The sequence below is a fragment of the Micromonospora sp. NPDC053740 genome, assembly GCF_040677775.1.
Lineage (GTDB): Bacteria > Actinomycetota > Actinomycetes > Mycobacteriales > Micromonosporaceae > Micromonospora > Micromonospora alfalfae.
Map to the genome: position 1 here is coordinate 355,820 of NZ_JBFASO010000009.1, position 25,093 is coordinate 380,912.

Sequence of the window (25,093 nt, forward strand, 5' to 3'; positions counted from 1 at the left end):
GGCCCTGCGGCGGAGCAGCGCGCGGCAGACGGTGCTCAGTCGGCCGGGCGGCGCAGGACGGTGACCGCGAACGGCGCGTCGTCACGCCACGGGCGCAGGTCCCAGGTGGCGAAGCGCTGCTCCACCCGCAGGCCGGCGGCCACCGCGTCGGCGTCGAACGCGGTCAGCGGGTAACCACGCTCGGTGCCGAAGCCCACGGTGAGCACCCCGTCGGGCCGCAGGTGCATCGCGACCCGGCGCAGCACCTCCGGTTCGGTGCCGACGGCGACGAAGGCGAGCACGTTGCCGGCCAGCACCGCCGCGTCGAACGGCTCGGCCTCACCCAGCGCCGGTAGATCCAGTTCGGCGAGGTCGGCGACCAGCCACGTCGGGCCGGGATAGTCGGCGCGGGCGGCATCCACCAGCGCGGGGTCGGCGTCCACCCCGACCACCGTGTGACCCCGCCCGGCCAGCGCGGCGCCGACGCGGCCGGTGCCACTGCCGGCGTCGAGAATGCGGGAGCCGGGCGCGACGAGGGCGTCCACCAGTCGGGCCTCGCCGGCCAGGTCAGCGCCCTCGGCCGCGAGCTTCCTAAACCGGTCGATATACCACTGTGAGTGCTCGGGACCGGTGTCGGTCGCCCAGCGGGTCGGGTTGGCCATGAGGCCACCGTATCCGGGCCGGTGGCGGCCGGGCGGGCGACCGGGACGAGACGATCATCCCTTCTCCGCGCCGCTGGTCAGCCCCTCGGTGAGCAGCCGTTCGCTGGCGAAGAAGAGGATCACGATGGGCAGCGTGAGCACTACCGACCCGGCCATCAGCACGGTCTTGGGGACCTCCACCCCGTCGGCGAGCAGTGACAACCCGAGTGACACCGTCCACCTGTTCGGTTTGTCGACCAGGAACAGCAGGGCGAAGAGGAACTCGTTCCAGGCGATCATGAAGTCGTAGAGCGCGACCGCCATGATCGACGGCATCGCCAGGGGCAGGCTGACCCGGCGGATGATGCCGAGCCGGCCGGCGCCGTCGATGGCGGCGGACTCCTCCAGGCTGACCGGAATGGTCTCGAAGTAGTTCTTCAGCATGTAGACCGACACCGGCAACGTCTGCGAGATGTAGACGAGCACCAGACCGAACAGCGAGCCGCGCAGCCCGGCCCGGGTGAAGACCACGAACAACGGGATCGCGATGACGATCGACGGGAACAGGTAGACCGCCAGGAACAGGAAGTCCACCTGTCGCCGGCCGAAGAACCGCAGCCGGGCCACCGCGTACGCGCCGGGGATCGCGACCAGGAGAGTGAGCACTGTCGCCGCGACGGCGACCATTCCGCTGTTGCGGATGAAGGTCAGGAAACCCTGGCCACCGTCGTCGGTGGCCTTCAACACCTCGGCGTACGTGGCGACGGTCAGCTCACCGAAGCCGACCACCAGCGCCCCGGGGTCGAGCAGCAGCCGCTCGATGGGGCGCACCGAGAGCACCAGCATGTAGTAGAAGGGGAAGACCGTGATCACCAGGAACACGGCGATCACCAGGCGGCGCAGCCAACGCAGGCTCACCGTCTCGACCACGTCCCGGTCCATCAGCTCACCCTCCGTCCGAAGAAGCGCAGATAGATCAGCACGAACACGATGAGCACCACGGCCAGCACGACCGCCTGCGCGGCCGCGGCCCCGATGTCGGTACGGGCGGTGAGGAACTCGTACACCCGCACGCTGACCACCTCGGTGCCGGCCGCACCGCCGGTGAGCAGGTAGACGTCGTCGAACTTGTTGAACGTCATGATGAAGCGCAGCACGCCCAGCAGGGCGATCACCGGCAGCAGTTGCGGCAGCAGGATGTGCCGGAACCGCTGGGTGGGGGTGGCGCCGTCGACCCGGGCGGCCTCCTCCAACTCGCCGGGCACCGCCTGGAGCCGGGCCAGCAGGAACAGGAACGCGAACGGGAAGTACCGCCACGCCTCGAAGGCGATCACCGTGGCCAACGCTGTCGACTCCTGGGTGAGGAACGGCACCGGGGCGTCCCAGCCGAGCAGGCGTTGACCCCACGCGTTGACGATGCCGAGCTGTGGGTCGAGCATCACCTGCCAGACGAACGTCACGGCGACCACCGGCGCCACGTACGGCAGCAGCATGGACGCCCGGACCAGGGTGCGACCACGGAACGGCCGGCGGACGACCAGTGCGGCCACCAGGCCGAGCACTATCGACCCGACGGTGCCGCCGATGCTGTAGATCAGCGTGACCCACAGCGTCTCGGCGAAGCCGGGGGTGTGCAGCACCCGGTCGATGTTGTCCATCGTGAAATCGCCGAACAGACCGGTCTTGCGCAGAGTGGCCAGCCGGACCCGCTGGAAGGCGAGCACCACCGTCCAGACGATCGGAATGCCGATGACAGCGATGGTGACGAGCAGTGTCGGTGCGACCAGCGCGAGCCCGGCCCGGGATTCGCGGCGGCGCAGGGTCAACTGTCGGCGCCGGGGCGGCGCCGACCGCTCCCTGGTGGGGGAGCGGCCGGGGCCGGGCGCGGTGGTGGTCAATTGACGCCGGCCTTGATGGCGTCCACGTCCTTCGTGGCGCGGTTGGCGGTGGCCGCCGCGTCGGACTTGCCGGAGACGAGGTCGCCCAGGGCCTTGGGCACCGGCAACTCGCCGAGCATGGCGCCGACGAGTTTGCCCTGCCCCTGGCTGAGCCCCCAGCGCCCGAAGGTGTCCGGGCTGCGGCGCAGCGTGGCCAGCACCTCGTCGCCGTACACGTCGGTGAGGGGCTTCTTCGCGTCCACGCCCGCCTGGCTGGTGTTCCAGGCGGTCAGGTACGCCTCCGGCTCGGCGGGGGTGCCCTTGCGCACCGGGAAGCGGCCCTCGGGGGACACGCCGAACCAGCGCGGGTAGCCGTCACTGAGCATGTACTCCACGAAGGACTTCGCCGGGTCGCTCACCGCGCCGTCGAGAACCGCCCACGAGCTGATCTCGCCGTACTGGGCCGGTTCGGTGCCGTTCGGGCCCTTGATCGCGGTGACGAACCCGCTGTTCTTCGCGAGGAAGGCCGGGTCCGCCTGGCACTGGGGGCAGGTCGGCTTGGCGTCGTTGCGCAGCCCGGCCAGCTCGTCGAGGATGAACGGTGACCAGATCACCATGGCGGCCTTGCCCGCGAAGTAGGTGGCCCGGGTGGTGTCCACGTCCTGCGCGCCCTTCACCGAGCTGGTGCGGATCAGGTCACCGTAGAAGCGGAACGCCTCGACGCACTGGGGCGAATCCAGTGTCACCTTCCCCGAGTCGTCGGTGAGCTGGCAGCCGTTGGCCAACGCCAGGTGCTCGAAGGTCTGCTGGGTGAACACGTCACTGGGGGCGGTCGCCGCGGTGATGCCGGCGACGCCGCCGGTGTTCAGTCGGGCCGCGGCGGCGGTGATCCGCTCGTACGTGTCGGGGGCGGGCAGGCCGGCCGCGGCGAACAGGTCCTTGCGGTAGACGAGCAGTTGCCCCCAACCGTCGCTGGGCACGGAGAGCTGTTTGCCGTCGTCGGAGGTGAGCTTCAGCGCTCGGGGGGAGAACGTCTGCTTGCCCAGCTTGTCGACGACCTCCGCGTTCGCCGAGGTGTGCAGCAGCTCGTTGCCGGCGAGCGTACGGATGCCGGCGAGGGAGACCGACCCGACCACGTCGGGCAGGTCGCCGGCGGCGGCGTTTGCGGCGATCAAGGAGGGGAACTGGTCCTCGTTGACGGTCACGAGATCGACCTGGATCCCGGTCTTGGCGGTGAAGTCGGCGATGATCGCCTTGGTGGCGGTGACCCGGTCGGCCACGTCCTCCAGGCTCCAGACGGTGATCTTCTTGCTGTTGCTGTCGGGTTCGTCGTCGCCGCAGGCCAGCAGGGTGGACGCGGTCAGTGCCAGGATCACTGTGGTGGCGAGTATCCGCCTCGGAGGTGCTGACATCGGTGGCACTCCTCTCGAAGGGTACATGCCGGATTCAACACCTTCGATTGATCAATAACAAGACATATCGCGATTTTGTGTCTATCCTGGAGCCCAGTGCTACCGGGATGTGACACATGGGCAACTGGGTGGTCTCTCTCGCCGGGCCTCGACGCATCAGCCTCGAGCCCTGCCCGCCGGATCCGCTCGGCCCCGGCCAGGTCCGAGTCCGCACCTGCTACTCGGGCATCTCCGCCGGCACCGAGCTGACCCTCTACCGGGGCAGCAATCCCCGGCTCAGCAAAGACTGGGACGACGCCGCCCGGATGTTCGTCCCCCGACAGAGCCCGGTTCCCTACCCGTTGATCGGCTTCGGCTACGAAGAGGTCGGCGAGGTCGTCGAGGTCGCGCCGGACGTCACCGACCGGCATCCGGGGCAGCTCGTCTGGGGCATCTGGGGGCACCGGGCCGAGGCCGTGCTCGCCGCCGACGCGGTCCGCGCGCTCCCCGCCGGGCTGGATCCGCTCGCCGCTGTCTTCGCCCGCCCCGGCGCCATCGCGCTGACCGCCGTGCTCGCCGGTGACCTGCACCTCGGTGACTGGGTCGGCGTCTTCGGCCAGGGCGTCATCGGGCTGCTCGCTACCCGGCTCGCCGTGCTCTCCGGGGCCCGGGTGGTGGCCGTCGACCCGGTTCCCGACCGGCTGGAGCACGCCGCCAGATACGGCGCAAAATCCACTGTGGACGCCACCGTCACCTCCGCCGCCGCCGTGTTGCGCCAGGCCACCGACGGCCGGGGAGCCGACGTCTGCCTGGAGTTGTCCGGCGCGTACCCGGCGCTGCACGAGGCGATCCGCTCCACCACCCACGCCGGCCGGGTCGTGGCCGCCGGCTTCTACCAGGGCCAGGCCGACGCGCTCGGCCTCGGCGAGGAGTTCCACCACAACCGCATCCAGTTGGTGGCCGCCCAGGTCTCCGGGCCCACCCCCGCGCCGAGCATGGCCGGCCGGTGGACCGGAGACCGGGTCGCGCAGACCTTCATGGACCTGGTGGCCGACCGCAGCGTCGACCCGCTGCCGCTGGTCAGCCACATCGTCGACGCCAGCGCGGTCGCCGACGCCCTCGCGCTGCTCGACCGCGGCGCCGGTGACGTCCTCCAAGTCGTGCTGAGGTTCTCATGACCACCATCGCGCTGGCCTGCCAGGAACAACTCCTGCCGGGCACCAACCTGATCCAGAAGTACGCCCTCGCGGCCGCCCTCGGCTACCAGGGCATCGAACTACGCGGCCGCGGCGACCTGGCGTTCGCCCGCCGGCTGCCCGAGCTGCGCCGGGCCCGCGCCGCCGGGGTGGTGATGCCCACCGTCTGCGTCGAGATGGACCATTTCATCGGCGACTTCGACAGCGCGCGGTCCGCCGACGCCGTCCACAACCTGCGCTCCCAACTCTCGGTGATCGCCGAGCTGGGTGGCGTCGGGGTGATGACCCCGGCCGCCTGGGGGATGTTCTCCCGACGACTCCCGCCGTTCGAGCCGCCCCGCCCGCCGGACGGCGACCGGCAGGTGCTCCTCGACGCCCTCGGCGAGCTGGGCGAACACGCCCGGGCCGAGGGCGTCACCCTCTTCCTGGAACCCCTCAACCGGTACGAGGACCACATGGTCAACCGTCTCGACGAGGCGGTGGCGCTCTGCGCCGCGCTCGGGCTGCCGTCGGTCCGGGTGGTCGCCGACACCTTCCACATGAACATCGAGGAGGACGACGTGCACCGCGCGCTGCGCGCCGCCGCGCCGTACCTCGGGCACGTCCAGGTCAGCGACTCCAACCGGTACCAGCCCGGCGCCGGGCACCTGGACTGGACGGCGCTGGTGCGTACCCTGCTGGAGCTGGACTACCGGGGGTGGCTGTCCCTGGAGTGCCGGCTGCGCGGCGACCCGGTCCGCGCCCTGCAACAGGCGGCCACGGTGCTGCGACACGCGCTGCCTCGGCGGGCCGCCGCGTGAGCGCCGACGCCGGGCCGACAAGCGTCGACGCGACCGCCGGTGTCGGCCTGCCCGCCGACGCCGGGCCGACGCGCACCGACACCGCCGGTACGGGTGGCCCGGCCGACGCGGGCGGGCTGCGTCGGCTCGCGATCGACACGCTCGACGCCAACTGGGAGCACGACCACACGGTGCCCTCACGCACGCTCTACCCGCACCAGTGGAGCTGGGACTCCGCGTTCATCGCGATCGGGTTGGCCCAGGTCCGCCCCGACCGTGCCTGGCGGGAGCTGGCAAGCCTGTTCGGGGCGCAGTGGGCCGACGGACGGGTGCCGCACATCGTGTTCAACCCGGCGTTGCGGGTCGGCGCGTACTTCCCGGGGCCGGAGATGTGGCGATCGGCCGACGTGCCGGGAGCGCCGACGGTGGCCACCTCCGGCCTGGTCCAGCCGCCGGTGCACGCGCTCGCCGCGTTGTTGGCGTACCGGCGGACGCCCGACCCGACCGCCCTGGCCGCGCTGCGCGTGCTCTACCCCGCGTTGGTCGCCCAACAGCGCTACCTGGCCGACCGGCGGGACGTGGCCGGTGACGGACTGGTCTGCGTCGTGCACCCGTGGGAGTCGGGGTTGGACAACAGCCCGGCGTGGGACGAGCCGATGGCCGCGGTGCCGGCCGAGGCGGCAGTGATGCGGGCGTACCGTCGGCACGACACCACGCACGCCGACGCCGCGCACCGCCCCACGGACCTGGACTACGCGCGCTACCTGGCGATCGTCGCCGCCTACCGCGACCACTGCTACTCCGACCGGGACCTGGCCGGCGGGCACCCGTTCCTGGTGGAGTGCCCGCTGTTCAACGCGGCGTTCGGGGCCGCCGAACACGCCCTCGCCGAGATCGCCGCGCTCGTCGGTGGGGACCCCGGACCGCACCGGGTCCGCGCGGCCCGCATCACCGAAGCACTGGTACGCCGGCTGTACGACCCTGACACCGGCACGTTCCAGCCCCGTGACCTGCGCACCGACCGGCTGGTGAGCGCCCGTACCGTGCTCGGGCTGACCCCGCTGATCCTGCCCGACCTGCCGACCCGGAATGTCGACGCGCTGGTCGTCGAGGCCCGGTCGGTGCGCTTCGGGGTGGCCCGTCGGATGGACCGGCCGCTGCCCACCTACGACCGCACCGCACCCGACTTCGAGCCGCTTCGTTACTGGCGTGGGCCGAGCTGGCTGAACATCGGCTGGCTGGTCCGGCGTGGGCTGCTCGGCCACGGGCACCCGGAGTTGGCCGCCGGGCTGCGCCGTTCGATGATCGGTCTGGTCGCCGGGGCCGGCTGCCACGAGTACTTCCACCCGGACACCGGCGCCGGGCTGGGCTCACCGGCGTTCAGCTGGAGCGCCGCGCTGCTGCTCGACCTGCTCGCCGACTGAGCGCGGCGCCGGGTGGTAGCGTCCCCGATCCCGGCGGCCGTAAGGAGCATCGTGCGCGAGATCGACAAGGTGGCCTGGATCCTCGTCGAGGACGGTCGGGTGCTGAGCACCCGGTCGGTGGGCAAGGACGTCTGGTACCTGCCGGGCGGAAAGCGCGAGCCGGGCGAAACCGACCTGGAGACCCTGCGTCGGGAGATCGACGAGGAGTTGAGCGTCGAGGTCGACGTGCCAGGTGCCGTGCACCTGGGCACCTTCACCGCACAGGCGCACGGCCACACGACCGGCATCACCGTCCGGATGACCTGCTACCGGGCCGACTATCGGGGACAACTGCGACCGGCCAGCGAGATCGCCGAGATGGCCTGGCTCGGGTACGCGGACCGACACCGCACCTCGCCGGTCGACCAGATCATCTTCGACCACCTGCTGGCGGAAGGGCTGCTGACCTAGCAGCAGTTTGTCGCGGCCGGCCAGGGGTAACCGGCCGAGCGTGACCGACGGCGACGGGTTCCCGTACTTCATCGACGCGGTGTCCCAACGGTCCGGCCTGCCGGCCGAGGAGGCCGGCGTGCTCGCCCGCGCCGTGCTCCAGACGTTGGCCGAGCGGGTTACCGGCGACGCGCCCGGGGACCTCGTCGGGCACCTTCCGAACGAGGTCGACGGCTACCTGAGCGGCCCGGCCCCCGATGCGGCCGGGGCCTTCGGTCCGGCCCCGGATCCGGCCGGTACGGCCCTTCCGGCCACGGATCCGGCAGGGGTCCTCGGCCCGGATGCTGGGGCCGATGGGTTGACCAGCGGGGTGGGCCTGGGGGTCGGCGGTGCCGGAGCGACCCCGATGGAGGCCGGCCCGACGGAGTTCCTTCGTCGGGTCGAACAGCGTGCCGGGGTGGACCCGGCCACCGCCCGGGCCGGGACCGGCGCCGTCTTCGCGACGTTGCGCACGGCGATGACGGTGCGGGAGTTCCGGGAGATGGTGGCGCGACTGCCGCGCGACGGCGGCTTCTGAGCTGACCTCGTGTCTGCCGGAGCACCCCGGCCGCCGGCTGGTCCGCGAGTCAACTCATGCCTCGGGCACCTCCTCGGGCTCGGCGACCCAGGCGGAGAAGACCGGTACCCCGTGCCACGGGCCGGTGACGCCGTCGGCCCGGCTGTCGGTGGCGACGGCCACCACCGCGTACGGGTTGCCGAAGCGCAGCTCGGCGGTGCGGGCCACACCCTCCGGCGGCATGCTGGTAATTCCGGCCATGCCGGTCACCGCCGCCGCCTCGAAGCCGTACCTGTCGAACCGGGCCACCGCCGTCTGCCGTGCCGTGAAGTCGTCTATCCGTAGCGCCAGCGCCGCCGCGAGCGTGGTGGCCGCAGCGGGGAAGCCGAGCGCCGAAGCGGTCAGGTCATGGTCGTTCCGAGCGGACCAGCAGGGGAGGACGGCGTTGTGCCGTTCTTCGCGGCCGTCACGGTCCCAGGTGTGTACCCGCTCCTCGGTCAGCGTCCAGAGCGGAGTCTCGCCGAGCGGCAGGTCGAACAGCGAGCGGCTGCCCGCTGGTTGCGCGCCGTCGGCCGCGTCGGCACTCAGGTCGTACGCGATGGCCAGCACCTCGGCCGGTGGCACCTGCGGCGCGGCGGCCACCGAGAGGACCACCAGCCCCGCGCCGTCGGTCGTCCGGGCCGGTGCGGCGTGCACGATCACGTCACCGGCTTGCGCGGTGGACACGATGGCGCAGCGGTGGCCCTGGCTCGGGCTGCGCAGCGCCCGCCGTAGTTGGCCGGCCCACGGGCTGCCGGCGCCGAGCGCGCGTGCATCGGCGACGTCGAACGGGGTCGCCCAGGACACCCGGGTCGCCAACGCGCTGGCCAGGATGAACACCACCTCCGATTCGACCTTCAGGGGAAACGTCTCGATCAGGCCGAGGGTGTGCTCGCGCGCCCAGGCGTTCAACCCGGCCTGATCGGGCAGTGCGCCGACCTCGGTCGCGCGGGGCAGCGCGGCCCGCCACGCCGCCGATCCGTCGTCGCCCTGCCCCGCTGTGTGCCAGAGCGCGGTGGCGGACCCGACCAGCGGGTGCGGCGCGTCCAACAGTGTTCGGGCCACCTCGGCCGCGCTCGGCAGGTCGGTGCCCAGCGCCTGCGCCAGCTTCACGGCGGCTCCATCCGCTACGGCCGGATCAGGGTCGGCCGTCGTGGCGGTGACCGCGAGCAGCAGCCAGGCGCCGAGCGGGGAGGCGACGTGGTGCCCGTCGCCGACCGTCGCGTGAAGTCGCGCGGCGTACGCGGACAACGGGCCGTGCAGATCGCTCCTCATGCCCACACTCTGCCCGCCGACCCGGCTCACGACCACAGTTCGAACGGCTCGTCGATCCGCGTGCCGGCGAGAAAGGGGGTGATCAGCCGGGGGAGATGCCCGGGGTAGAAGCGTTCCCGGCTGGCCACCACCTCGGGCAACGGCCACCAGCGGAAGCCGAAGTAGTCCTCCCGCTCGTAGTCGAGCCGGTGCGTCTCGTCCACGTCGGGGCCGGGGCCGGCCAGCCGTACGGCGACGACAACCTCGTCCTGGACGTGCCGCACCTGGCGGTGCAGAAAGCTGGCCCGCCGCCGCCAGTTCGGCGCACCGACCTGGTCGGCGGTGATCACGATGCCGGTCTCTTCCCGCAGCTCCCGTACCGCCGTGTCGCGGTAGGTCTCACCGGGATCCATGCCACCGCCCGGCAGTTCCCACCAGGTGCCCAGCCGGGGGTGGTCCGGGTCGCGGGTGTGGAACAGCAGGACCCGGTCGGTGCCGTCGGTGACCACGACCCGCACCGCGCGTCGCTCCAGGATCGGCAGGTCGCGGGGGAGCTCGTCCATCGGGCCAGTCTGTCGCACCCGCCCGCCGCGACGGCGGGTAGGCTGCCCGCCGTGGCTGGTCTGTTGAGGAATGTCGCGGCGCGTATCTCCCGGGTCGGTGCGGTGATCCCGTCGCCCCGGCGTACCGGGCCGGCACCGGCGCAGGTGGCCCGCCGCCGTCAGGTGAGCGCGTTGCAGCGTCGGGAGCTGACCTACGCTCCGGAGCGGGACGGTCAGGCCGACCCGGGTGAGATCGTCTGGACGTGGGTGCCGTACGAGGACGACCCCCGCCAGGGCAAGGATCGGCCGGTGCTGGTCGTCGGGCGGCACAGCCGGACCCTGTTCGGGCTGATGCTGTCCAGCCAGAGCGATCGGGACGGGCAGCGGCACTGGTTCGCGCTCGGGCCGGGGGAGTGGGACCGGGACAACCGGCCGAGCTGGGTCCGGCTGGACCGGGTGCTCACCATGCGCGAGGACAGCATCCGCCGGGAGGGCGCCGTGTTGGACCGGCCCCGGTTCGACCGGGTCGGGCAGGCGTTGCGCGCCGGCTACGGCTGGCGCTGACCGCGCCGGGTGCGGCTGGGGCGGAGCGGTAGCGAGCCGCGCGCAGGGCTGCCCCAGCGGTGGGGCACCTTGCGGGTGAGGTCTATTCGCGGCTCGGGCCGACCCCGGCACCCTTCGCGTCCGGCGGCGGGTAGGGCTGGTCGGCGAGGAGTCGGGCCAGGTGCGCGGTGTTGAGCGCCAAAGCCTTCGTGGTGCGGCCGGTGGTGTCGGGCTTGGGGCCGGCGTCACGGTAGTCCACTGTGTGCAGCGCCTCGCCGACCCAGTAGGTCGCGGCGGCGGCGGCGATGGTGAACCCGACCTCGTTGAGTGCCTGCTGCACCTCGCCGATGGTGTGGTGGGCGCCGTCCTCGTTGCCGACCACGGCGACGCCGGCCACCTTGCCGTAGGTGCGGAGCCTGCCCTCGGCGTCGGTCTCGGACAGCTCGGCGTCGAGGCGTTCGAGGACCATCTTGCAGACGCTGGAGGGCTGACCGAGCCAGATCGGCGTGGCGATGATCAGCACCTGGGCTGCCATCAACTTGGCGCGGATCGCCGGCCAACCGTCGCCGTCGCCCTCGTCCGTGGACACCCCGAAACGCACATCGTGATCGACGACCCGGATCATTTCGCCCTCCACGCCCTGCGCGGCCAACTCGGCGAGCACTTCCCGACCGAGCTGCTCGGCGCTCGACGGCCCAGGCGACGGCTTGAGGGTGCAGTTGAGTACGAGGGCGCGGATGGTCGCCACGTCGGGTCCTCTCGGCGGTCGTGATTCGAGTACTGGGTTCCCATACCCGAATAGGACGTCTCAGAACACCCCGGCGACCGACAAAACCGCTGGGTCGGTGGCCGGAGCGCTGGCATGGTGTCCGCATGGTGCAGGACGTCACACGGCAGGTGGCCGAACAGGTACGGACGGGCTTCGGCCTGCAACTGTCCGCAATGGAGATTGTCACCTCCGGTGCGGACCAGCACGCCCGACTGTGGCTCGCTCAGGCCGCCGACGGCTCGCGGTACGCGGTCAAGCTGAGCGGTGGCGGCACCCCGGCCGGTCTGGTCGTGACGGCGTACCTGGCCGGACAGGGCGTGCCGGGCATCGTCGCGCCGCTGCGGGCCGACGACGGGCGGCTGTCGATCGACCACGACGGCCGCCGCCTGTCGGTGGTGCCGTGGGTGTCCGACCAGCGGGCGCTCGACGGTCCGATGACCGGCGCGCACTGGCGGGCGTACGGCGAGGTGTTGGCCGCCGTGCACGCGGTGCCGGTGACCGAGGAGCTCGGCCGGTTGCTGCCGGCGGGCGGGGCGGCGTACCCCACGATCGTGACCGCGACCCGGGCGGTGGCCGCGCGGCTGCGCGACCCAGACCCGGGCGATCTCGCGGACCCGCTGGTCGCGGAGCTGGCGGGGGTGTGGTCAGCGGTGGCGGACCGGCTGCGGTTCCTGACCCGCGAGGTCGAGCGCCGCGCGGCCGAGCAGCGCGACCGGCCCGGCTCGCACGTCGTCTGCCACGGTGACCCGCACCTGGGCAACCTGCTGCTCGGCGCGGACGGACAGGTCTGGCTGATCGACTGGGACGACGCGGTGCTCGCCCCGCCCGAGTGCGACCTCATGTTCGTGCGCGGCGGGGTGCTCGCCTTCGCGCCGATCACTCCCGACCAGCAGCGGGCCGTGCTCGACGGCTACGGCACGGCCGAGGTCGACAGGGCGCGCCTGGCCTGGTTCCTCGCGGTCCGCGCGCTCGACGACCTCAGCGACTGGACCCGGCAGGCGTTGGACCTCGACGCCGAGGCGGCCGACCGGGACCGGGCGGCGCGGATCGTGCGCGGGCTGGTGTCACAGGTGGGTCTGGTCACTCTGGCCCACGCGGCGTTGCGCGAGGCGTGACCGGCGGTTCTGAGCGGCGAGCGGCTCGTCTGCACCTGACAAGACAGTAAGGCAAAGAGCGAACCCGCTCCCTGCCACCTCCAACATATATCGCACCCGGGGCCTTGCGGCAAGACCCGGGTGGTGCAGCAGAATCTCCAGCCGACGCCCAAATCTGGAAAATCGGGGGATTCCATGATCGATGTGATCATTGCTGGCGGTGGGCCGACCGGCTTGATGCTGGCCAGCGAGTTGCGGCTGCACGGGCTGCACGCGCTCGTGCTCGAAAAGGAGACCGAGCCGACCAGCTACGTCCGCGCGCTCGGCCTGCACGCACGCAGCATCGAGGTGCTGGACCAGCGAGGTCTGCTGGAGCGGTTCCTCGCCCTCGGACAGCAGCACCCGGTCGGGGGCTTCTTCGCCGCGATTCCCAAGCCGTCGCCGGGCGGGCTGGACACCGCGCACGCGTACGTCCTCGGCATTCCGCAGACCACCACCGACCGTCTCCTGAGCGAGCACGCCGACGAGGTCGGCGTCGAGATCCGGCGCGGCAGCGAACTCGTCGGGCTGAGCCAGGACGACAACGGGGTGACAGTGCGGCTGGCCGATGGGACACAGTTGCGTTCGCGCTACCTCGTCGGCTGCGACGGCGGTCGCAGCACCGTACGCGGGCTGCTCGGTGTCGGCTTTCCCGGCGAGCCCAGCAGCGTCGAGACGTTGCTGGGCGAGATGGAGGTGGGCGTGCCGCCGGAGACGGTGGCCGACGTGGTGGCCGAGGTCCGCAGGACCCATCTCCGATTCGGTCTCGGGCCGCTCGGGGGCGGGGTGTACCGCGTCGTCGTCCCGGCCGAGGGGGTGGTCGAGGACCGCACGGTCCCGCCGACCATCGACGACTTCAAACACCAACTGCGGGTGTACGCGGGCACCGACTTCGGTGTGCACTCACCGCGCTGGCTCTCCCGCTTCGGTGACGCCACCCGACTGGCCGAGCGTTACCGGGTCGGCCGGGTGCTGCTGGCCGGCGACGCGGCGCACATCCACCCGCCGACCGGCGGGCAGGGGCTCAACCTCGGCATCCAGGACGCCTTCAACCTCGGCTGGAAACTGGCCGCCGAGCTCAACGGCTGGGCGCCGGAGGGGCTGCTGGACAGCTACCACAGCGAACGGCATCCGGTGGCCGCAGACGTGCTGAACAACACCCGGGCGCAGATGCTGCTGCTCTCACCCGAGCCGGGGCTGCGGTCGGTGCGCCAACTGTTGTCCGAGCTGTTGGACTTCGAGGACGTCAACAGGTACCTGATCGAGAAGATCACCGCGATCGGGGTCCGCTACGACTTCGGCGCGGGCCACGACCTGCTCGGGCGCCACCTGCGTGACGTACGGCTGGCGCGGGGGCGCCTCTACGAGCTGATGCACGGCGGCCGCGGCCTGCTGCTCGATCAGACCGGCCAGCTCTCGGTCGCCGGCTGGGCGGAGCGGGTCGACCACGTCGTCGACGTCAGTGAGGAGTTGGAGGTGCCCGCCGTGCTGCTACGGCCCGACGGTCACGTGGCGTGGGTGGGCGACGATCAGAGCGACCTGCTCAGCCAGCTGCCCAGGTGGTTCGGCGCGCCGGTCAGCTGAAACGGTCAGCGCTCGCCGAGGAACGCGCTGTCGACAAGTTGGCGGGGCGATCGGGCGCCGCCGAGGCTCTTCGCCTGGTACATGGCCGCGTCGGCGCGGCTGAGCGCGTCGGTGAGCTGGGCCGGGCCGGTCACCGGGGCGAGCCCGACGGACGCGGTGACCCGGACGCTGCACCCGCTCAGCCGGATCGGCGCGGCGACGGTCTCGCTGAGCCGGCGGGTCGAGTGCTCGATCCAGCGCCGGTCGACCGTGGGGCTGGAGAGCAGCCCGGCGAACTCGTCGCCGCCGAGGCGCGCCACGAGGTTGTCCCCGGCGAAGCCGGCGAGTCGTTCGGCGACACTGATCAGCACCTGGTCGCCGGCGGCGTGCCCGTACCGGTCGTTGATCTGCTTGAAGTCGTCCAGATCGAGCACCACGGCGATCAGCGGCTGGCCGGCGGCGTCGGTGAGCAGGGCGGCTGCCAGGCGGTAGAAGGCGCGTCGATTGGGCAGCCCGGTGAGCGGGTCGTGACTGGCGGCGTGCCGTTCGGCGGCCAGCTCTGCCTGGAGGTGACCGATCTCGGCCTCGGCGCGCACGGCCCGTCGGCGTAGTTGCCAGGAGGAGAGCAGCGCACCCGCCGCGCAGACGCCGGAGGCGACACTCATCGGATCCGGCACGAACCCTCCCATCGCCGCGACCGCCTCCAGCCTTCGGTTGACGCGGCACGCCGCGTCGAGCCCAGTTTTGCCTGATCGTTGCCCGTGCGGGGGTAACACAAAGTGAACGGATGGGCACCGATCATGTGCGTTATCATGCTCGCCGTCGGATGCAGATGCAATAGCAGATGCACGTGCAGAACCGTCCAATGTCGATACCGCACCCCCTCGCCGTTACCGCTCCTCCCACGGCCACCGGCGGGCTCGTAACAGAAAGACGCCCCCATGCAGCAGCCACCCAATGGCGTACCGATCCACCAGTTGCCTCCGCTGAGCTGGCAGAAGAGTCGCCGCAGCAACCCCAGCGGCAACTGCGTCGAACTGGCCGAACTGCCCGAGGGAGCGGGCATCGCGGTCCGCAACTCACGACACCCGGAAGGGCCGGCCCTGATCTACACGGTGGATGAGATCGCCGCCTTCGTTCTCGGTGCGCGAGACGGAGATTTCGACCATCTGATCAACTGACCGGCCGGTGGTGGGTCGTCCCGGCGACGGGACCGATTCACCGGTGCGGAGGAGTTCACCTCACTGTCGGTCCATGGCATGCTTACACGTCGGCCGGGCCGGGGCGCCCGGCCGTCGTGGGTCGGTGTCCGGAGGTCCGCACGTGACGATGGTTCCCGCCGAGGGTGGCCCGACAACGGGGCCGACAGTGCTGCGCATGCTGCTCGGTGCCCAACTGCGCCGTCTGCGGGAGTCCAGCGGGGTGACCCGGGAGGGTGCCGGCTGGGAGATCCGCTCCTCCGAATCCAAGATCAGTCGAATGGAGCTCGGCCGGGTCGGCTTCAAGGAGCGCGACGTCGCCGACCTGTTGACCCTCTACGGCGTCACCGAGGACCACGAGCGTGACGCGCTGCTCAAACTCGCGCGGGACGCGAACAGTCCCGGCTGGTGGCACCGCTACGGCGACGTGTTGCCGTCCTGGTTCCAGTCGTACCTGGGCCTGGAGGCCGCCGCCGCGCTGATCCGCAGCTACGAGGTGCAGTTCGTGCCCGGCCTGTTGCAGACCCCGGAGTACGCCCGGGCGGTAGTGCTGCTGGGGCACGGGACGGCCGGTCCGGGTGAGATCGACAGGCGCGTCGCGTTGCGGATGCAACGCCAGCAGTTGCTGCACCGGGAGAATCCGCCGCAGCTCTGGGCCGTGGTGGACGAGGCCGCGCTGCGCCGGCCCATCGGTGGCACAGAGGTCATGCGCGGTCAGCTCACCGCGCTCATCGAGGCGACCAAGTCGCCCCACATCCGGTTGCAGGTCATTCCGTTCGCCGCCGGTGGCCACGCCGCCGCCGGGGGCGCGTTCACCATCCTGCGCTTCGGCGACCAGGAGCTTCCGGACATCGTCTACATCGAACAGCTCACCAGCGCCATCTACCTGGACAAGCGCGACGATCTGGATTACTACGCGGTGGCCATGGAGCGGCTCTGCGTCGAGGCCGAGCCGCCCGAGCGTACGGCGGAGATCCTCGGCGGCCTGCTGGACGACACCTACCCTGCCTGACCCCGCGGTCGCAGGCCCCCGCAGACGGGACTCTCAGCTCACGTATTGACCGACGCCAACCGGTCGGGCTAGTCTCTGTATCGATACAGACTGGATCGATACAGAGGGGTGCCGGTGAAGCCAACACTGCAAGCCGTGGCCGACGCCGTGGGCGTCTCCCGCAGCACGGTGTCCAACGCCTACAGCCGCCCCGACCAGCTCTCCACCGCCCTGCGCGAGCGGATCCTGGACGCCGCCCGGCAACTCGGGTACCCCGGCCCCAACCCCACAGCGCGCTCCCTGCGCCGAGGTTTCGTCGGGTCGATCGGGGTGCTGTTCACCTCGCGACTGTCGTACGCCTTCACCGACCCGTTCGCTGTCCGCTTCCTCGCCGGTGTCGGCGCGGCGGCCGAGCGGCACGGCACCAGCATGCTGCTGGTGCCGCTACCCCCGGCGGTGACCGACGCCCGGCAGGCGGTGGAGAACGCCGCCGTCGACGGGTTCTGTGTCTACTGCGTCGCCGACGAGGAATGGGCGCTGGACGTCATCCGCCAACGCGGGCTGCCGTTCGTCAGCACGGCCGCCCGCGACGACGCCGGCGCCGACGAACGGTTCGTCGGCATCGACGAGCGGGCCGCCGCCCGCGGTGTCGCCACGCACGTCGCGGGGCTCGGGCACCGTCGGGTGGCGCTGCTCGCCGACTCCGTGCTGCCCGACGCGCCGGCCGGCCCGCTCACGCTGGCCGGGGTCGACCAGGTGCCGCATCCGACCACCCGAGGTCGGCTCAGCGGGTTCGCCGAGGCCTTCGCCGAGGTCGGCGTCGGCTGGGCGGAGCTGACACTGGTCAACGTCCCCGGCAACAGCCGCCCGGCGGCAGCCGCAGCCATCGCCGGGCTGTTCGACAGACCCGCACCGCCGACCGCCGTCCTGGCCTGCTCCGACGTCCTCGCGTTCGGTGTGCTGGACGCCCTGGCCGCACGGCCGGCCCATGATCGTCCGGCCGTCTCGGTGACCGGCTTCGACGACGTCCCCGATGCCGCCGCAGCCGGACTCACCACCGTCCGGCAACCGGCCGAGGAGAAGGGCCGGATCGCCGCCGAACTGCTGCTCGACCCGCCCGCGGACGCCGCGGCCGGTCACGTGCTGCTGCCCACCGCACTCGTCGTCCGGGCTTCCACCGGACCTGTCCCAAGGAGTTGACCATGGAACTTCCCACCGGATACATCACCGCGCTCGACGCCATGAGCCGGCACGTCAACTCGGCCCGACCGGACGCTCCGGTCCAGGTCGAGCACCCCCGCCGGGCCCTGCTCGCCCCGACCCGGCAGGCCACCGCCCTCGCCCTGCGCCGGCTCGCCGACCGCATCCAACCACGACCGCTGCCCGGCACCCCGCGCTGCTCCTGACCCGCACCAATCCCATTCCGGCACGGACGGGACGAACAGTGTGGGGCCGGGCACGCAGAGTGGTCGGAGGCGGTGTTACCAGGCAGACTGGTGAAGCCATGTCGCCGCTCACGCCCACTCTCCGCCTCCACGACCGCTACGTACTGCACGAGCGGATCGGTCTCGGTGGCATGTCCGAGGTGTGGCGAGGCGACGACGAGGTGCTCGGGCGGCCGGTCGCGATCAAGGTGCTCGCCGGGCAGTTCGCCACCGACCCACAGCTGCGGGCCACCATCCAACGCGAGGCCCGCGCCGCCGCCCGGCTGACCCACCCACACGTGACCCAGGTGTACGACTACGCCGAGGCGAGCCTGGCCGGCGGCGTCGTGGTCCCGTACCTGGTGATGGAGCTCGTCGACGGTCACAACCTGGCCGACCGGCTGCGGACCGGGCCGCTGCCCTGGCCGGAGGCGGTCCGGGTGGCCGGGCAGATCGCCGCCGCGCTGGCCGCCGCGCACCGCATCGGCGTCGTGCATCGCGACGTCAAGCCCGGGAACGTCATGCTCACCGACACCGGCGCCAAGGTGCTCGACTTCGGCATCGCCGCGCTCGGCGGCCTCGACAGTCAGTCCGGCGAACCGCTGATGGGCACCCCCGCCTACTTCGCCCCGGAACGGCTGACCGCCGGCCCGCCCGACCCGGCGAGCGACGTGTACGCCCTCGGCGCGCTGCTCTACCGCACCCTCACCGGGCGGGCGCCACTGCCCGTGCAGAGCTGGGAGGACGCCCTGGAGGTGCACCGGCGGGGCACTCCGGTGCCGCCGCTGCGGGTGCCCGGCCTTCCCGCCGACATCGCCGAGCTGACCGTCGCCTGCCTGGCCGCCAACCCGGCCGACCGGCCGAGCGCCGCGCATCTGGCCCGCCGCTTCGGCGCCGGTCAGCCGGTCGAGCCACCCACCGAGCTGCTGCGCATCCGGCCGGCCGCCCACCCGCCCACCCTGATCGACCGGTCGGTGGTGGCCCGACCCGCCCCGGCAACCGCCGCACCGGCCCGCCGCCGCTCGCGTCGGCCGCTCGCCGCGCTCGTCGCGGCCGTGCTCGCCGTGCTGACCGGCGTCGGCGTCCTGCTCGCGCAGAATCCGCTGGGCAACCCGGGCACACCCGACCCTGCCGAGATCGCCGCCGCGCCGTCGACCTCCGCCCCGGCCCCGGCGCCCACCACACACTCGCCGACACCTGCCGCACCGTCCTCACCACCCCCCGCCGCCAGCACCGCGCCCCCGACCGTCGGGCAGCAGCTACCGGTCAGCTTCCGGGAGGTGAGCAGCGAGTTCGCCGCCGTCCTCGCCACCGCTGTCGCCCGCGGTGACGTCGACCCGAAGACCGCGGAAGACCTGCGTGACGACCTCGCCGACCTCAACCGCCGCAACAGGGACCGCGCCGAGCGCACCGCCGACCTACGGAAGCACATCGCCGAGCTGGTGCGGCGGGACCGTCTACCAGCGCAGACGGGCGCGAAACTGGACGCTCTGCTCGCCCGGGCCGGCAGCTTCTCCACCAGCCGTACGGACGACTGATACCCCGGTCGATACCGCTGGCATGATGTCCCGATGCGGACACGTCTGATCTTCGTACGACACGGCGAGTCGGTCCACCAGCTCGAAGGAATCGTCGGTGGGCCACGTGGCTGTCGGGGCCTCACTGCCCTCGGCCACGAGCAGGCACACGACCTGGCCAACCGGCTCACCGGCGAGGTCGCCCCCGACGGTCCGGTGGCGGTCTACTCGTCCGTGCTGCGCAGGGCCGTCGAGACCGCGCAACCGATCGGCGCAGCGTTCGGCGTCCGGCCCGTTGCCGACTGCGGTCTCTGCACCTGGCACACACCCCCGTACGCCGACGGCCTACCGACCGCCCTCTTCCGTACCGACCACGCGGTGGCCGGTGGCGGCGTGTTCCGACCGTTCGAGGAGGGCAACGAGACCTGGGCCGAACTGGTGGTCCGCGTCAGCCGCGCGATCATGGAGATCGCCCACCGGCATCGGGGCTCCACAGTGGTCCTGGTCGGCCACAGCGAGACCGTCGAGGGCGCCTTCCACGCGCTCGGCGCGCAGCCGGTGTTCCGGGCGTTCGACCTGGACGTGCCGCCGGCCTCGATCACCGAATGGACCACCGACCACGACCCCGGCGGTTGGCCGCCGGCCCGCTGGACGCTGCGTCGCTTCGCCGACACCGGCGGGTGGGTCAGAGGCTGATCCAGCCCACGCGACGTCCGACCGGCTCGGGCCTTCGGCGGCGCTAGTCGGCCGCCAGGATCTGCTCGCGCAGGATCTCCGCGTGCCCGCAATGCTGGGCAAGCTCGCGCAGCACGTGCAGGTAGACCCAGCGCAGCGGCAGCGGGCCGCGCCGGTTGCCGCGGAGCAGGTCGTCGAGGCCCAGCGTGGACGTGGCGCGGCGGGAGGCTTCGCAGGCTTCCCGATGCGTGCGCTGGATGGTGGCGATCGTGTCGCCGTCGTCGAGGATGAACGACTCGTCCGGCGTGGCCGGGATGCCGATCTCGGTCCGGGACCGACACGTGACGGCTTCGTCGAACCAGACCTTCTCCACGAACGCGGCGTGCTTCACCAGACCCAGCAGCGTCGTCCGGGACGGCACCAACGACCGGCGCGCCTGCTCCTCGGTCAGCCCGTCCAGGTAGCCGTTGAGCGCTCTGCGGTGCTCGTCGATGAACGCCTCGAACTGCGTCTGGGCTGACTGGCCGACGACATCATCGGCGAAGGTTCCCGGGAAGGACGTCATTCCCGAAGCATTCCAAAGATCATCGTCAGCGCGCAAACACGATGCTCAGCCGAAGGAGAGGAGAGCGCCACGCTCGTCGAAGCGGGCCGTGCCCGCCCAGGCGATCTCCCAGCGGTTGCCCTCCGGGTCAGCGATGTAGCCGGAGCGCCCACCCCAGGACCGGTCGGTCGGCTCCGCCACCACCGTCGCGCCCGCCGCGACGGCAGCGGCGAACGCCGTGTCGACCTCGTCGCGGCTGTCGACATTGCAGGCCAGGGTGACCCCGGACCAACCTGCGGCCGGCGCGGGCACGCCCGGCGCAGCCTCGGCGGCCAACTCCGGCAGGGGGTAGAGCGCGAACAGCACACCGCCGAGCAGGAAGGCCGACCAGCCGTCGTCACTCGCCGGCAACTCGGGCCACCCCAACGACCGGTAGAACGACCGCAGCGCGGCGACGTCGCGGGCTCCCACGGTGACCACGGACAGCCGGGAGGGCACAGTGCTCATGAGCCGATCCTGCCGCAGACGTACGACAGGTTGAGGCGCGGTCAGTGGAGGCTGACGTTGACCGACTCGCCCGGTTCGGTGCCCGCGCGGGCGTACACCTCGCCGTTTGGCGTCCAGACGCCCGAGAGCCCCGCCGCCTCGGTGTAGCCACCGCCGGTCGACCCGGCGAAGCTCGCCACCGCCACCCAGACCCGGTGCGCGGTGGAGATCCGGTGCGCCCGCTGGTCTATCACCGCGGCGTCGCGGGCCGACTCCAGGACGCCGGCCGCGTACACGTCGATCCCGAGCGCGGCGGTCCGCGCCGCGTGCGCGGCCACGCCGGTGTCCTTGCAGATCGCCAGCCCCAGCCGCCAACCGTCCACATCGAGCACGACCGGGGCGTCGCCCGGCCGGAACCGGCGGGCCTCCGCGTCCCCCAGCCACATCTTCCGGTACGCCACCGTCGCACCGCCACCGGTCACCGCCAGCATCGCGATGTGGTCACCCGCGACCGGCGCACCGGCCAGGGCCAGCGCGTCCGTGTCGGCGCACGCCTCGACCAGCGGCGCCAAGCGCCGGTCGTCGACCGACACGACCGGCGCGTCCAACTCGTACCCGGTCAGCGACAGCTCCGGAAAGACCACCACCCGGGCGCGCGCCGCGCGGACCGCGGCGGCGTGCGCCCGCGCGTTCTCCGCGACATCCAGGGGTACGCACGGCGGCTGCGCCACGGCGAGCCGAAGCGGGGTGCGGTTTTCCGCACCCCCACCGGTGTGGTCGACCCGCGCGGTCGGGCGGTCGGCCTCATGGTCGGCTCTCAGGATTACTTCGTAACGTGGGCGCATGATTCGAACGTCCCACGCCGTGTTCGCCACCGGAACCCCCGCCGCCGCAGCGGAGCCACCACAGGACGGGATCGTCGGCTACGTCACTGACCTGGTGGAACGACTCGGCGGGCCGGGTGCCGGCCTGGCAGTGGCGTTGGAGAATCTCTTCCCGCCGATCCCCAGTGAGGTGATCCTGCCGCTGGCCGGGTTCGTCGCCGCGCAGGGACGGATGAGTCTGGTCGGCGCGATCTTCTGGACCACGCTGGGTTCGGTGCTGGGCGCGCTGGCGCTCTACCTGATCGGCGCGGCGCTGGGACGCGACCGGATGCGTGCCATCGTTTCCCGGCTCCCACTGGTCAAGCTCAGCGACGTGGACCGGACCGAGGCGTGGTTCCTGCGGCACGGCGTGAAGGCGGTCTTCTTCGGCCGGATGATCCCGATCTTCCGGAGCCTGATCTCCATCCCGGCGGGCGTGGAGCGGATGCCGGTGACCACGTTCCTGCTCTACACCACGCTGGGCAGCCTGATCTGGAACACCACCTTCGTGCTCGCCGGTTACCTGCTGGGCGACAACTGGCACCTCGTCGAGGGCTACGTCGGCACGCTCCAGAAAGTGGTGATCGTGGTCTGCGTGGCGGCGGCCGCCTGGTTCGTCGGGTCGCGCGTGCTGAAAGCCCGCCGCGCCGCGCGGAACCCGGAGCCGACCGAACCTGAGCAGAGCGCACTGAACGCGATGCCCGACCCGGGTGGTCGCGGCACCCTCTACCGAAGCGGATCGTGGGCCTCGGACGAGCGCTAGCCGACCCCTCTCTGGTTTCCTTTGCTCTGCTTCACCCCAGGCGTCACCCGAGGTCGCCTGCGGGCGCGTCACCTGACGCAGGGCAAGGGGGAGCAGGCTCGGTGCGGAAGGTGGACGAGGTGGCAGGGGAACCGCGAACCGGCAGGTGGTGGGTCCGGCTCCGGCCGCCGGTCGGCGTCGCCGTCGGCATCGCGACGGCCGCCGTCGAGTTCGCCTTCCTCGCGGTCGCGGCCGTCGCGTTCAGCGTGTGCGTGTTCGCGCCTGCCGCCAGCCGTCGGGTCGCCGGCCTGACCAGCAGGTACGGGGGTTGGCTGGTGCGGATGGAACATCGCCGCCTCGTCGGGCTGCTCGGCGCGGAGGATCTGCCCGCGCCGAACACCGTGGCGACCCGCCGTCAGCTCGGCTACCTGGCCGTCCGACTGTTACCCGGCACGCTCGGCCTGCTGGCGTACGCAGTGCTCGGCGTGGGCGTGGTGCTGGCCGGGATCGTGCTGAGCGCGGCGGTACGCGGAGAGCTGACAGTTCTCGACGCCCTCTCCCAGACCGCCGTCGGGGCAGTGCTGTTACTGCTCAACGTTCAGGCCGTAGCCAGCATCGCCGCGCTGGACATCCGGCTGGCGCGACGACTGCTCGGCGCGGGAAGTCGGGCAGAGCTGACCCGGCGGGTCCACGAGCTGACCACCAGTCGGGCCGGGGTCATCGCCGCTGTCGACGCCGAACGGCAGCGCATCGAACGCGACTTGCACGACGGCCTCCAACAGCGGCTGGTCGCCCTCGGCATGCTGCTCGGCCGGGCCCGACGCGCCCGCGACGCCGACCGCACCCACGCGCTGCTCACCCAGGCACACGAGGACGTGCAGCGGGCCATCGAGGAGTTACGCGAGGTGGCGTGGCGGGTCTACCCGTCAGCACTGGACGACAGCGATCTGGGCGAGGTCCTGGCCATCGTCGCCCGCGGATCCGAGGTGCCGGTGCGGATCCGCTGCGCGCTGCCCGTCCGCCCCGAGCGGCAGGTCGAGACGGTGTTGTACTTCGTGGCCTGCGAGGCGCTCACCAACGCCACCAAACACGCCGCCGCTACCCTGGTCACGGTCGACATCGGAGTACGGGATGGGTGGATCCGGATGCGCGTACACGACGACGGCGTCGGCGGGGCGGAACCGACCGGACGCGGCTTGTCCGGGCTCGCGCGACGGGTCGCCGCGCTGGACGGTCGGCTGCTGGTGACCAGCCCGGCCGGCGGTCCGACGACCGTGCTGGCGGAGTTGCCGTGCGACTAGTCCTCGCCGAAGACTCGACGCTGCTCCGGGAGGGCCTGACGCGGCTGCTCGCCGACGAGGAGCACGAGGTGCTCGCGGCGGTAGCGACCGCAGACCAGCTTGTCGAGGCGGTCGAACGGTCCCGTCCCGACGTGGTCGTCACCGACGTCCGGATGCCACCCAACCACACCGATGACGGGCTACGGGCCGCCCTGGAGATCCGTCGTCGGTGGCCCGACACCGGCGTCCTCGTGCTCTCCCAGTACGTGGAGCGGCGTTACGCCGGGCGGCTGCTAGCGGACCGTCCCGAGGGGGTCGGCTACCTGCTCAAGGACCGGGTCGCCCAGGTGGACGACTTCCTCGACGCACTCGACCGGGTCGCCGCCGGAGGCACCGCCCTCGACCCGGAAGTGGTCCGTCAGGTGGTGGCCGGCTCCGACCGGCCCGACCCGTTCGGTCGGCTCACGCCGCGGGAACGCGACGTACTGCACGAGATGGCGCAGGGGCACACGAACCTCGCCATCGCCCAGCGGCTGCACGTATCGCAGAGCGCGGTCGAGAAGCATGTGAACGCCATCTTCGACAAACTCGACCTGGCGCACACAACGGGCTATAGCCGACGAATCCTCGCAATCCTGCGCTACCTCGGTACCTGATCGGGGCCTACGACCGGCCGCGCCCTTCGGGGGGCGCAAAACCGGGCCGGCCGGCTTGATCGACTCGGGTTTCATGATGTCGGGGTGTCCGGGAGTCCGGGATGCCCCGACTTCCGTGAACCCGAGTGGATCACGCCGGTGAGGGGCGATTCGACGCCTTGGACGCGGCGCTGGGTGGGTGGTTTGTCCGTTGGTTGGGGTTTGTGGGGTGTGGCCGGGTGCACTCGTGGGTCGGAATCATGGCCGGGGCGGGGTCGTTACATACCCTGACGATCGCAGTACCACCGGCCCGCCGCCCGCCCCCTCGGGGCAGGTCGCGCAGGTTGGAATGCCGGCCAACGCCCGGTCGTTACAGTCCCCACGACGACCAGCGGGCACCGCCTTGATGAGGGTGCCGGCGGGTGGGCCAACCCGGAATGACCCCGGCCCCCCGGTCGTTACACAGGGTCCCGGCGCCACGAGCCCCCCCCCGGCTCGGCAGGTCGCCGACCCGACGCCCTGATGGGCGTCACCCCCCAGACTTTTCCCCTTTGTTTGTGCAGCGCCGGACGAGGTGCTCACACCCCGCCGCCGCCCCCCATGTGGTGGTTGGGTGTCCTAC

28 protein-coding genes are annotated in these 25,093 nt (G+C 71.8%); 17 read left to right on the forward strand and 11 right to left on the reverse strand.

Annotated elements, in window-relative coordinates:
* Positions 1-35: 35 nt before the first annotated feature.
* Genes AB0K35_RS24345 through AB0K35_RS24360 form a run of 4 tightly spaced genes read right to left on the reverse strand, consistent with a single transcriptional unit; the run spans position 36 to position 3,909 of the window.
* Positions 36-641 carry a class I SAM-dependent methyltransferase gene (locus AB0K35_RS24345; RefSeq protein ID WP_363887799.1) on the reverse strand — a complete coding sequence of 202 codons (606 nt, stop codon included), beginning with the start codon at positions 639-641 and terminating at the stop codon, positions 36-38.
* A gap of 54 nt (positions 642-695) precedes the next feature.
* Positions 696-1,562: a carbohydrate ABC transporter permease gene (locus AB0K35_RS24350; RefSeq protein WP_196927015.1), complete on the reverse strand. Its 867-nt coding sequence runs from the start codon at positions 1,560-1,562 to the stop codon at positions 696-698.
* Complete coding sequence (locus AB0K35_RS24355) at positions 1,562-2,518, reverse strand: sugar ABC transporter permease (RefSeq protein ID WP_363887801.1); 957 nt, start codon at positions 2,516-2,518, stop codon at positions 1,562-1,564. Before AB0K35_RS24355 ends, AB0K35_RS24350 begins: the two co-directional genes overlap by 1 nt.
* Positions 2,515-3,909, reverse strand: a complete 1,395-nt coding sequence (locus tag AB0K35_RS24360; protein WP_363887803.1) for an extracellular solute-binding protein — start codon at positions 3,907-3,909, stop codon at positions 2,515-2,517. The genes AB0K35_RS24355 and AB0K35_RS24360 overlap by 4 nt, the downstream gene beginning before the upstream one ends.
* 116 nt (positions 3,910-4,025) lie before the next feature.
* Here AB0K35_RS24360 and AB0K35_RS24365 point away from each other — a divergent pair, with 116 nt between their 5' ends.
* The 5 genes from AB0K35_RS24365 (at position 4,026) to AB0K35_RS24385 (ending at position 8,293) form a co-directional block, all read left to right on the forward strand.
* Positions 4,026-5,066 carry a zinc-binding alcohol dehydrogenase gene (locus AB0K35_RS24365; protein ID WP_363887805.1) on the forward strand — a complete coding sequence of 347 codons (1,041 nt, stop codon included), beginning with the start codon at positions 4,026-4,028 and terminating at the stop codon, positions 5,064-5,066.
* Positions 5,063-5,884, forward strand: a complete 822-nt coding sequence (locus AB0K35_RS24370; RefSeq protein ID WP_238668387.1) for a sugar phosphate isomerase/epimerase family protein — start codon at positions 5,063-5,065, stop codon at positions 5,882-5,884. Before AB0K35_RS24365 ends, AB0K35_RS24370 begins: the two co-directional genes overlap by 4 nt.
* Before the next feature lie 116 nt (positions 5,885-6,000).
* The gene (locus AB0K35_RS24375) at positions 6,001-7,287 is read left to right on the forward strand and encodes a hypothetical protein (RefSeq protein WP_363887856.1); all 1,287 of its coding nucleotides are present in this window, start codon (positions 6,001-6,003) and stop codon (positions 7,285-7,287) included.
* A gap of 51 nt (positions 7,288-7,338) precedes the next feature.
* Positions 7,339-7,737, forward strand: a complete 399-nt coding sequence (locus tag AB0K35_RS24380; RefSeq protein ID WP_238668386.1) for an NUDIX domain-containing protein — start codon at positions 7,339-7,341, stop codon at positions 7,735-7,737.
* A gap of 40 nt (positions 7,738-7,777) precedes the next feature.
* Positions 7,778-8,293: a DUF2267 domain-containing protein gene (locus AB0K35_RS24385; protein WP_363887809.1), complete on the forward strand. Its 516-nt coding sequence runs from the start codon at positions 7,778-7,780 to the stop codon at positions 8,291-8,293.
* Between the two features lie 54 nt (positions 8,294-8,347).
* Here AB0K35_RS24385 and AB0K35_RS24390 read toward each other — a convergent pair whose 3' ends face one another.
* Entirely contained in the window at positions 8,348-9,586 is a 1,239-nt protein-coding gene (locus AB0K35_RS24390) for a hypothetical protein (protein ID WP_363887812.1), read from the reverse strand.
* 26 nt (positions 9,587-9,612) lie between these two features.
* A complete protein-coding gene (locus tag AB0K35_RS24395) occupies positions 9,613-10,128 on the reverse strand; it encodes an NUDIX domain-containing protein (protein WP_363887815.1) in 516 nt (171 codons plus the stop codon).
* A gap of 51 nt (positions 10,129-10,179) precedes the next feature.
* Between AB0K35_RS24395 and AB0K35_RS24400 the strand changes: the two genes are divergently transcribed.
* Positions 10,180-10,671: a type II toxin-antitoxin system PemK/MazF family toxin gene (locus AB0K35_RS24400; RefSeq protein ID WP_124778425.1), complete on the forward strand. Its 492-nt coding sequence runs from the start codon at positions 10,180-10,182 to the stop codon at positions 10,669-10,671.
* Between the two features lie 82 nt (positions 10,672-10,753).
* Here the strand turns inward: AB0K35_RS24400 and AB0K35_RS24405 are convergent, their stop codons facing one another.
* Positions 10,754-11,398: an NAD(P)H-dependent oxidoreductase gene (locus AB0K35_RS24405; RefSeq protein WP_238668382.1), complete on the reverse strand. Its 645-nt coding sequence runs from the start codon at positions 11,396-11,398 to the stop codon at positions 10,754-10,756.
* Positions 11,399-11,523: 125 nt separating this feature from the next.
* On the opposite strand from AB0K35_RS24405, the gene AB0K35_RS24410 reads away from it, so the two are divergent.
* A complete protein-coding gene (locus AB0K35_RS24410; protein WP_363887818.1) occupies positions 11,524-12,534 on the forward strand; it encodes a phosphotransferase in 1,011 nt (336 codons plus the stop codon).
* 174 nt (positions 12,535-12,708) lie between these two features.
* On the forward strand, positions 12,709-14,136 hold the full coding sequence (gene rox / locus AB0K35_RS24415; protein ID WP_363887821.1) for a rifampin monooxygenase: 1,428 nt from the start codon (positions 12,709-12,711) through the stop codon (positions 14,134-14,136).
* A gap of 5 nt (positions 14,137-14,141) precedes the next feature.
* On the opposite strand, the gene AB0K35_RS24420 is transcribed toward rox, so the two are convergent.
* Positions 14,142-14,792, reverse strand: a complete 651-nt coding sequence (locus AB0K35_RS24420) for a GGDEF domain-containing protein (RefSeq protein WP_091407349.1) — start codon at positions 14,790-14,792, stop codon at positions 14,142-14,144.
* Between the two features lie 264 nt (positions 14,793-15,056).
* On the opposite strand from AB0K35_RS24420, the gene AB0K35_RS24425 reads away from it, so the two are divergent.
* The 6 genes from AB0K35_RS24425 to AB0K35_RS24450 all read left to right on the forward strand — a co-directional run bounded on the left by AB0K35_RS24425 (position 15,057) and on the right by AB0K35_RS24450 (position 19,942).
* Complete coding sequence (locus AB0K35_RS24425; protein ID WP_091406718.1) at positions 15,057-15,296, forward strand: DUF397 domain-containing protein; 240 nt, start codon at positions 15,057-15,059, stop codon at positions 15,294-15,296.
* Positions 15,297-15,438: 142 nt separating this feature from the next.
* Entirely contained in the window at positions 15,439-16,326 is an 888-nt protein-coding gene (locus AB0K35_RS24430) for a helix-turn-helix transcriptional regulator (RefSeq protein ID WP_363887823.1), read from the forward strand.
* 135 nt (positions 16,327-16,461) lie between these two features.
* The gene (locus AB0K35_RS24435) at positions 16,462-17,505 is read left to right on the forward strand and encodes a LacI family DNA-binding transcriptional regulator (RefSeq protein ID WP_363887826.1); all 1,044 of its coding nucleotides are present in this window, start codon (positions 16,462-16,464) and stop codon (positions 17,503-17,505) included.
* Between the two features lie 2 nt (positions 17,506-17,507).
* A complete protein-coding gene (locus AB0K35_RS24440; protein WP_238668377.1) occupies positions 17,508-17,711 on the forward strand; it encodes a hypothetical protein in 204 nt (67 codons plus the stop codon).
* A gap of 98 nt (positions 17,712-17,809) precedes the next feature.
* Positions 17,810-19,267, forward strand: coding sequence for a serine/threonine-protein kinase (locus AB0K35_RS24445; RefSeq protein WP_238668376.1), 1,458 nt, complete (start codon positions 17,810-17,812; stop codon positions 19,265-19,267).
* Between the two features lie 33 nt (positions 19,268-19,300).
* Positions 19,301-19,942 carry a histidine phosphatase family protein gene (locus AB0K35_RS24450; protein ID WP_238668375.1) on the forward strand — a complete coding sequence of 214 codons (642 nt, stop codon included), beginning with the start codon at positions 19,301-19,303 and terminating at the stop codon, positions 19,940-19,942.
* A gap of 43 nt (positions 19,943-19,985) precedes the next feature.
* On the opposite strand, the gene AB0K35_RS24455 is transcribed toward AB0K35_RS24450, so the two are convergent.
* The 3 genes from AB0K35_RS24455 to AB0K35_RS24465 are packed head-to-tail and all read right to left on the reverse strand — an operon-like array spanning position 19,986 to position 21,796.
* Positions 19,986-20,486 (reverse strand): DinB family protein, encoded by a 501-nt coding sequence (locus AB0K35_RS24455; RefSeq protein WP_238668374.1) that lies wholly within the window; start codon positions 20,484-20,486, stop codon positions 19,986-19,988.
* Between the two features lie 45 nt (positions 20,487-20,531).
* On the reverse strand, positions 20,532-20,972 hold the full coding sequence (locus AB0K35_RS24460; RefSeq protein WP_124770561.1) for a VOC family protein: 441 nt from the start codon (positions 20,970-20,972) through the stop codon (positions 20,532-20,534).
* A gap of 41 nt (positions 20,973-21,013) precedes the next feature.
* Positions 21,014-21,796: a carbon-nitrogen hydrolase family protein gene (locus AB0K35_RS24465; RefSeq protein ID WP_363887829.1), complete on the reverse strand. Its 783-nt coding sequence runs from the start codon at positions 21,794-21,796 to the stop codon at positions 21,014-21,016.
* Between AB0K35_RS24465 and AB0K35_RS24470 the strand changes: the two genes are divergently transcribed.
* The 3 genes from AB0K35_RS24470 to AB0K35_RS24480 all read left to right on the forward strand — a co-directional run bounded on the left by AB0K35_RS24470 (position 21,795) and on the right by AB0K35_RS24480 (position 24,492).
* The gene (locus AB0K35_RS24470; RefSeq protein ID WP_196922654.1) at positions 21,795-22,577 is read left to right on the forward strand and encodes a DedA family protein; all 783 of its coding nucleotides are present in this window, start codon (positions 21,795-21,797) and stop codon (positions 22,575-22,577) included. The two genes, AB0K35_RS24465 and AB0K35_RS24470, sit on opposite strands and share 2 nt — an antisense overlap.
* Before the next feature lie 119 nt (positions 22,578-22,696).
* A complete protein-coding gene (locus AB0K35_RS24475; RefSeq protein ID WP_363887832.1) occupies positions 22,697-23,857 on the forward strand; it encodes a histidine kinase in 1,161 nt (386 codons plus the stop codon).
* Positions 23,848-24,492: a response regulator transcription factor gene (locus tag AB0K35_RS24480; protein ID WP_363887835.1), complete on the forward strand. Its 645-nt coding sequence runs from the start codon at positions 23,848-23,850 to the stop codon at positions 24,490-24,492. Before AB0K35_RS24475 ends, AB0K35_RS24480 begins: the two co-directional genes overlap by 10 nt.
* Positions 24,493-25,093 lie beyond the last annotated feature (601 nt).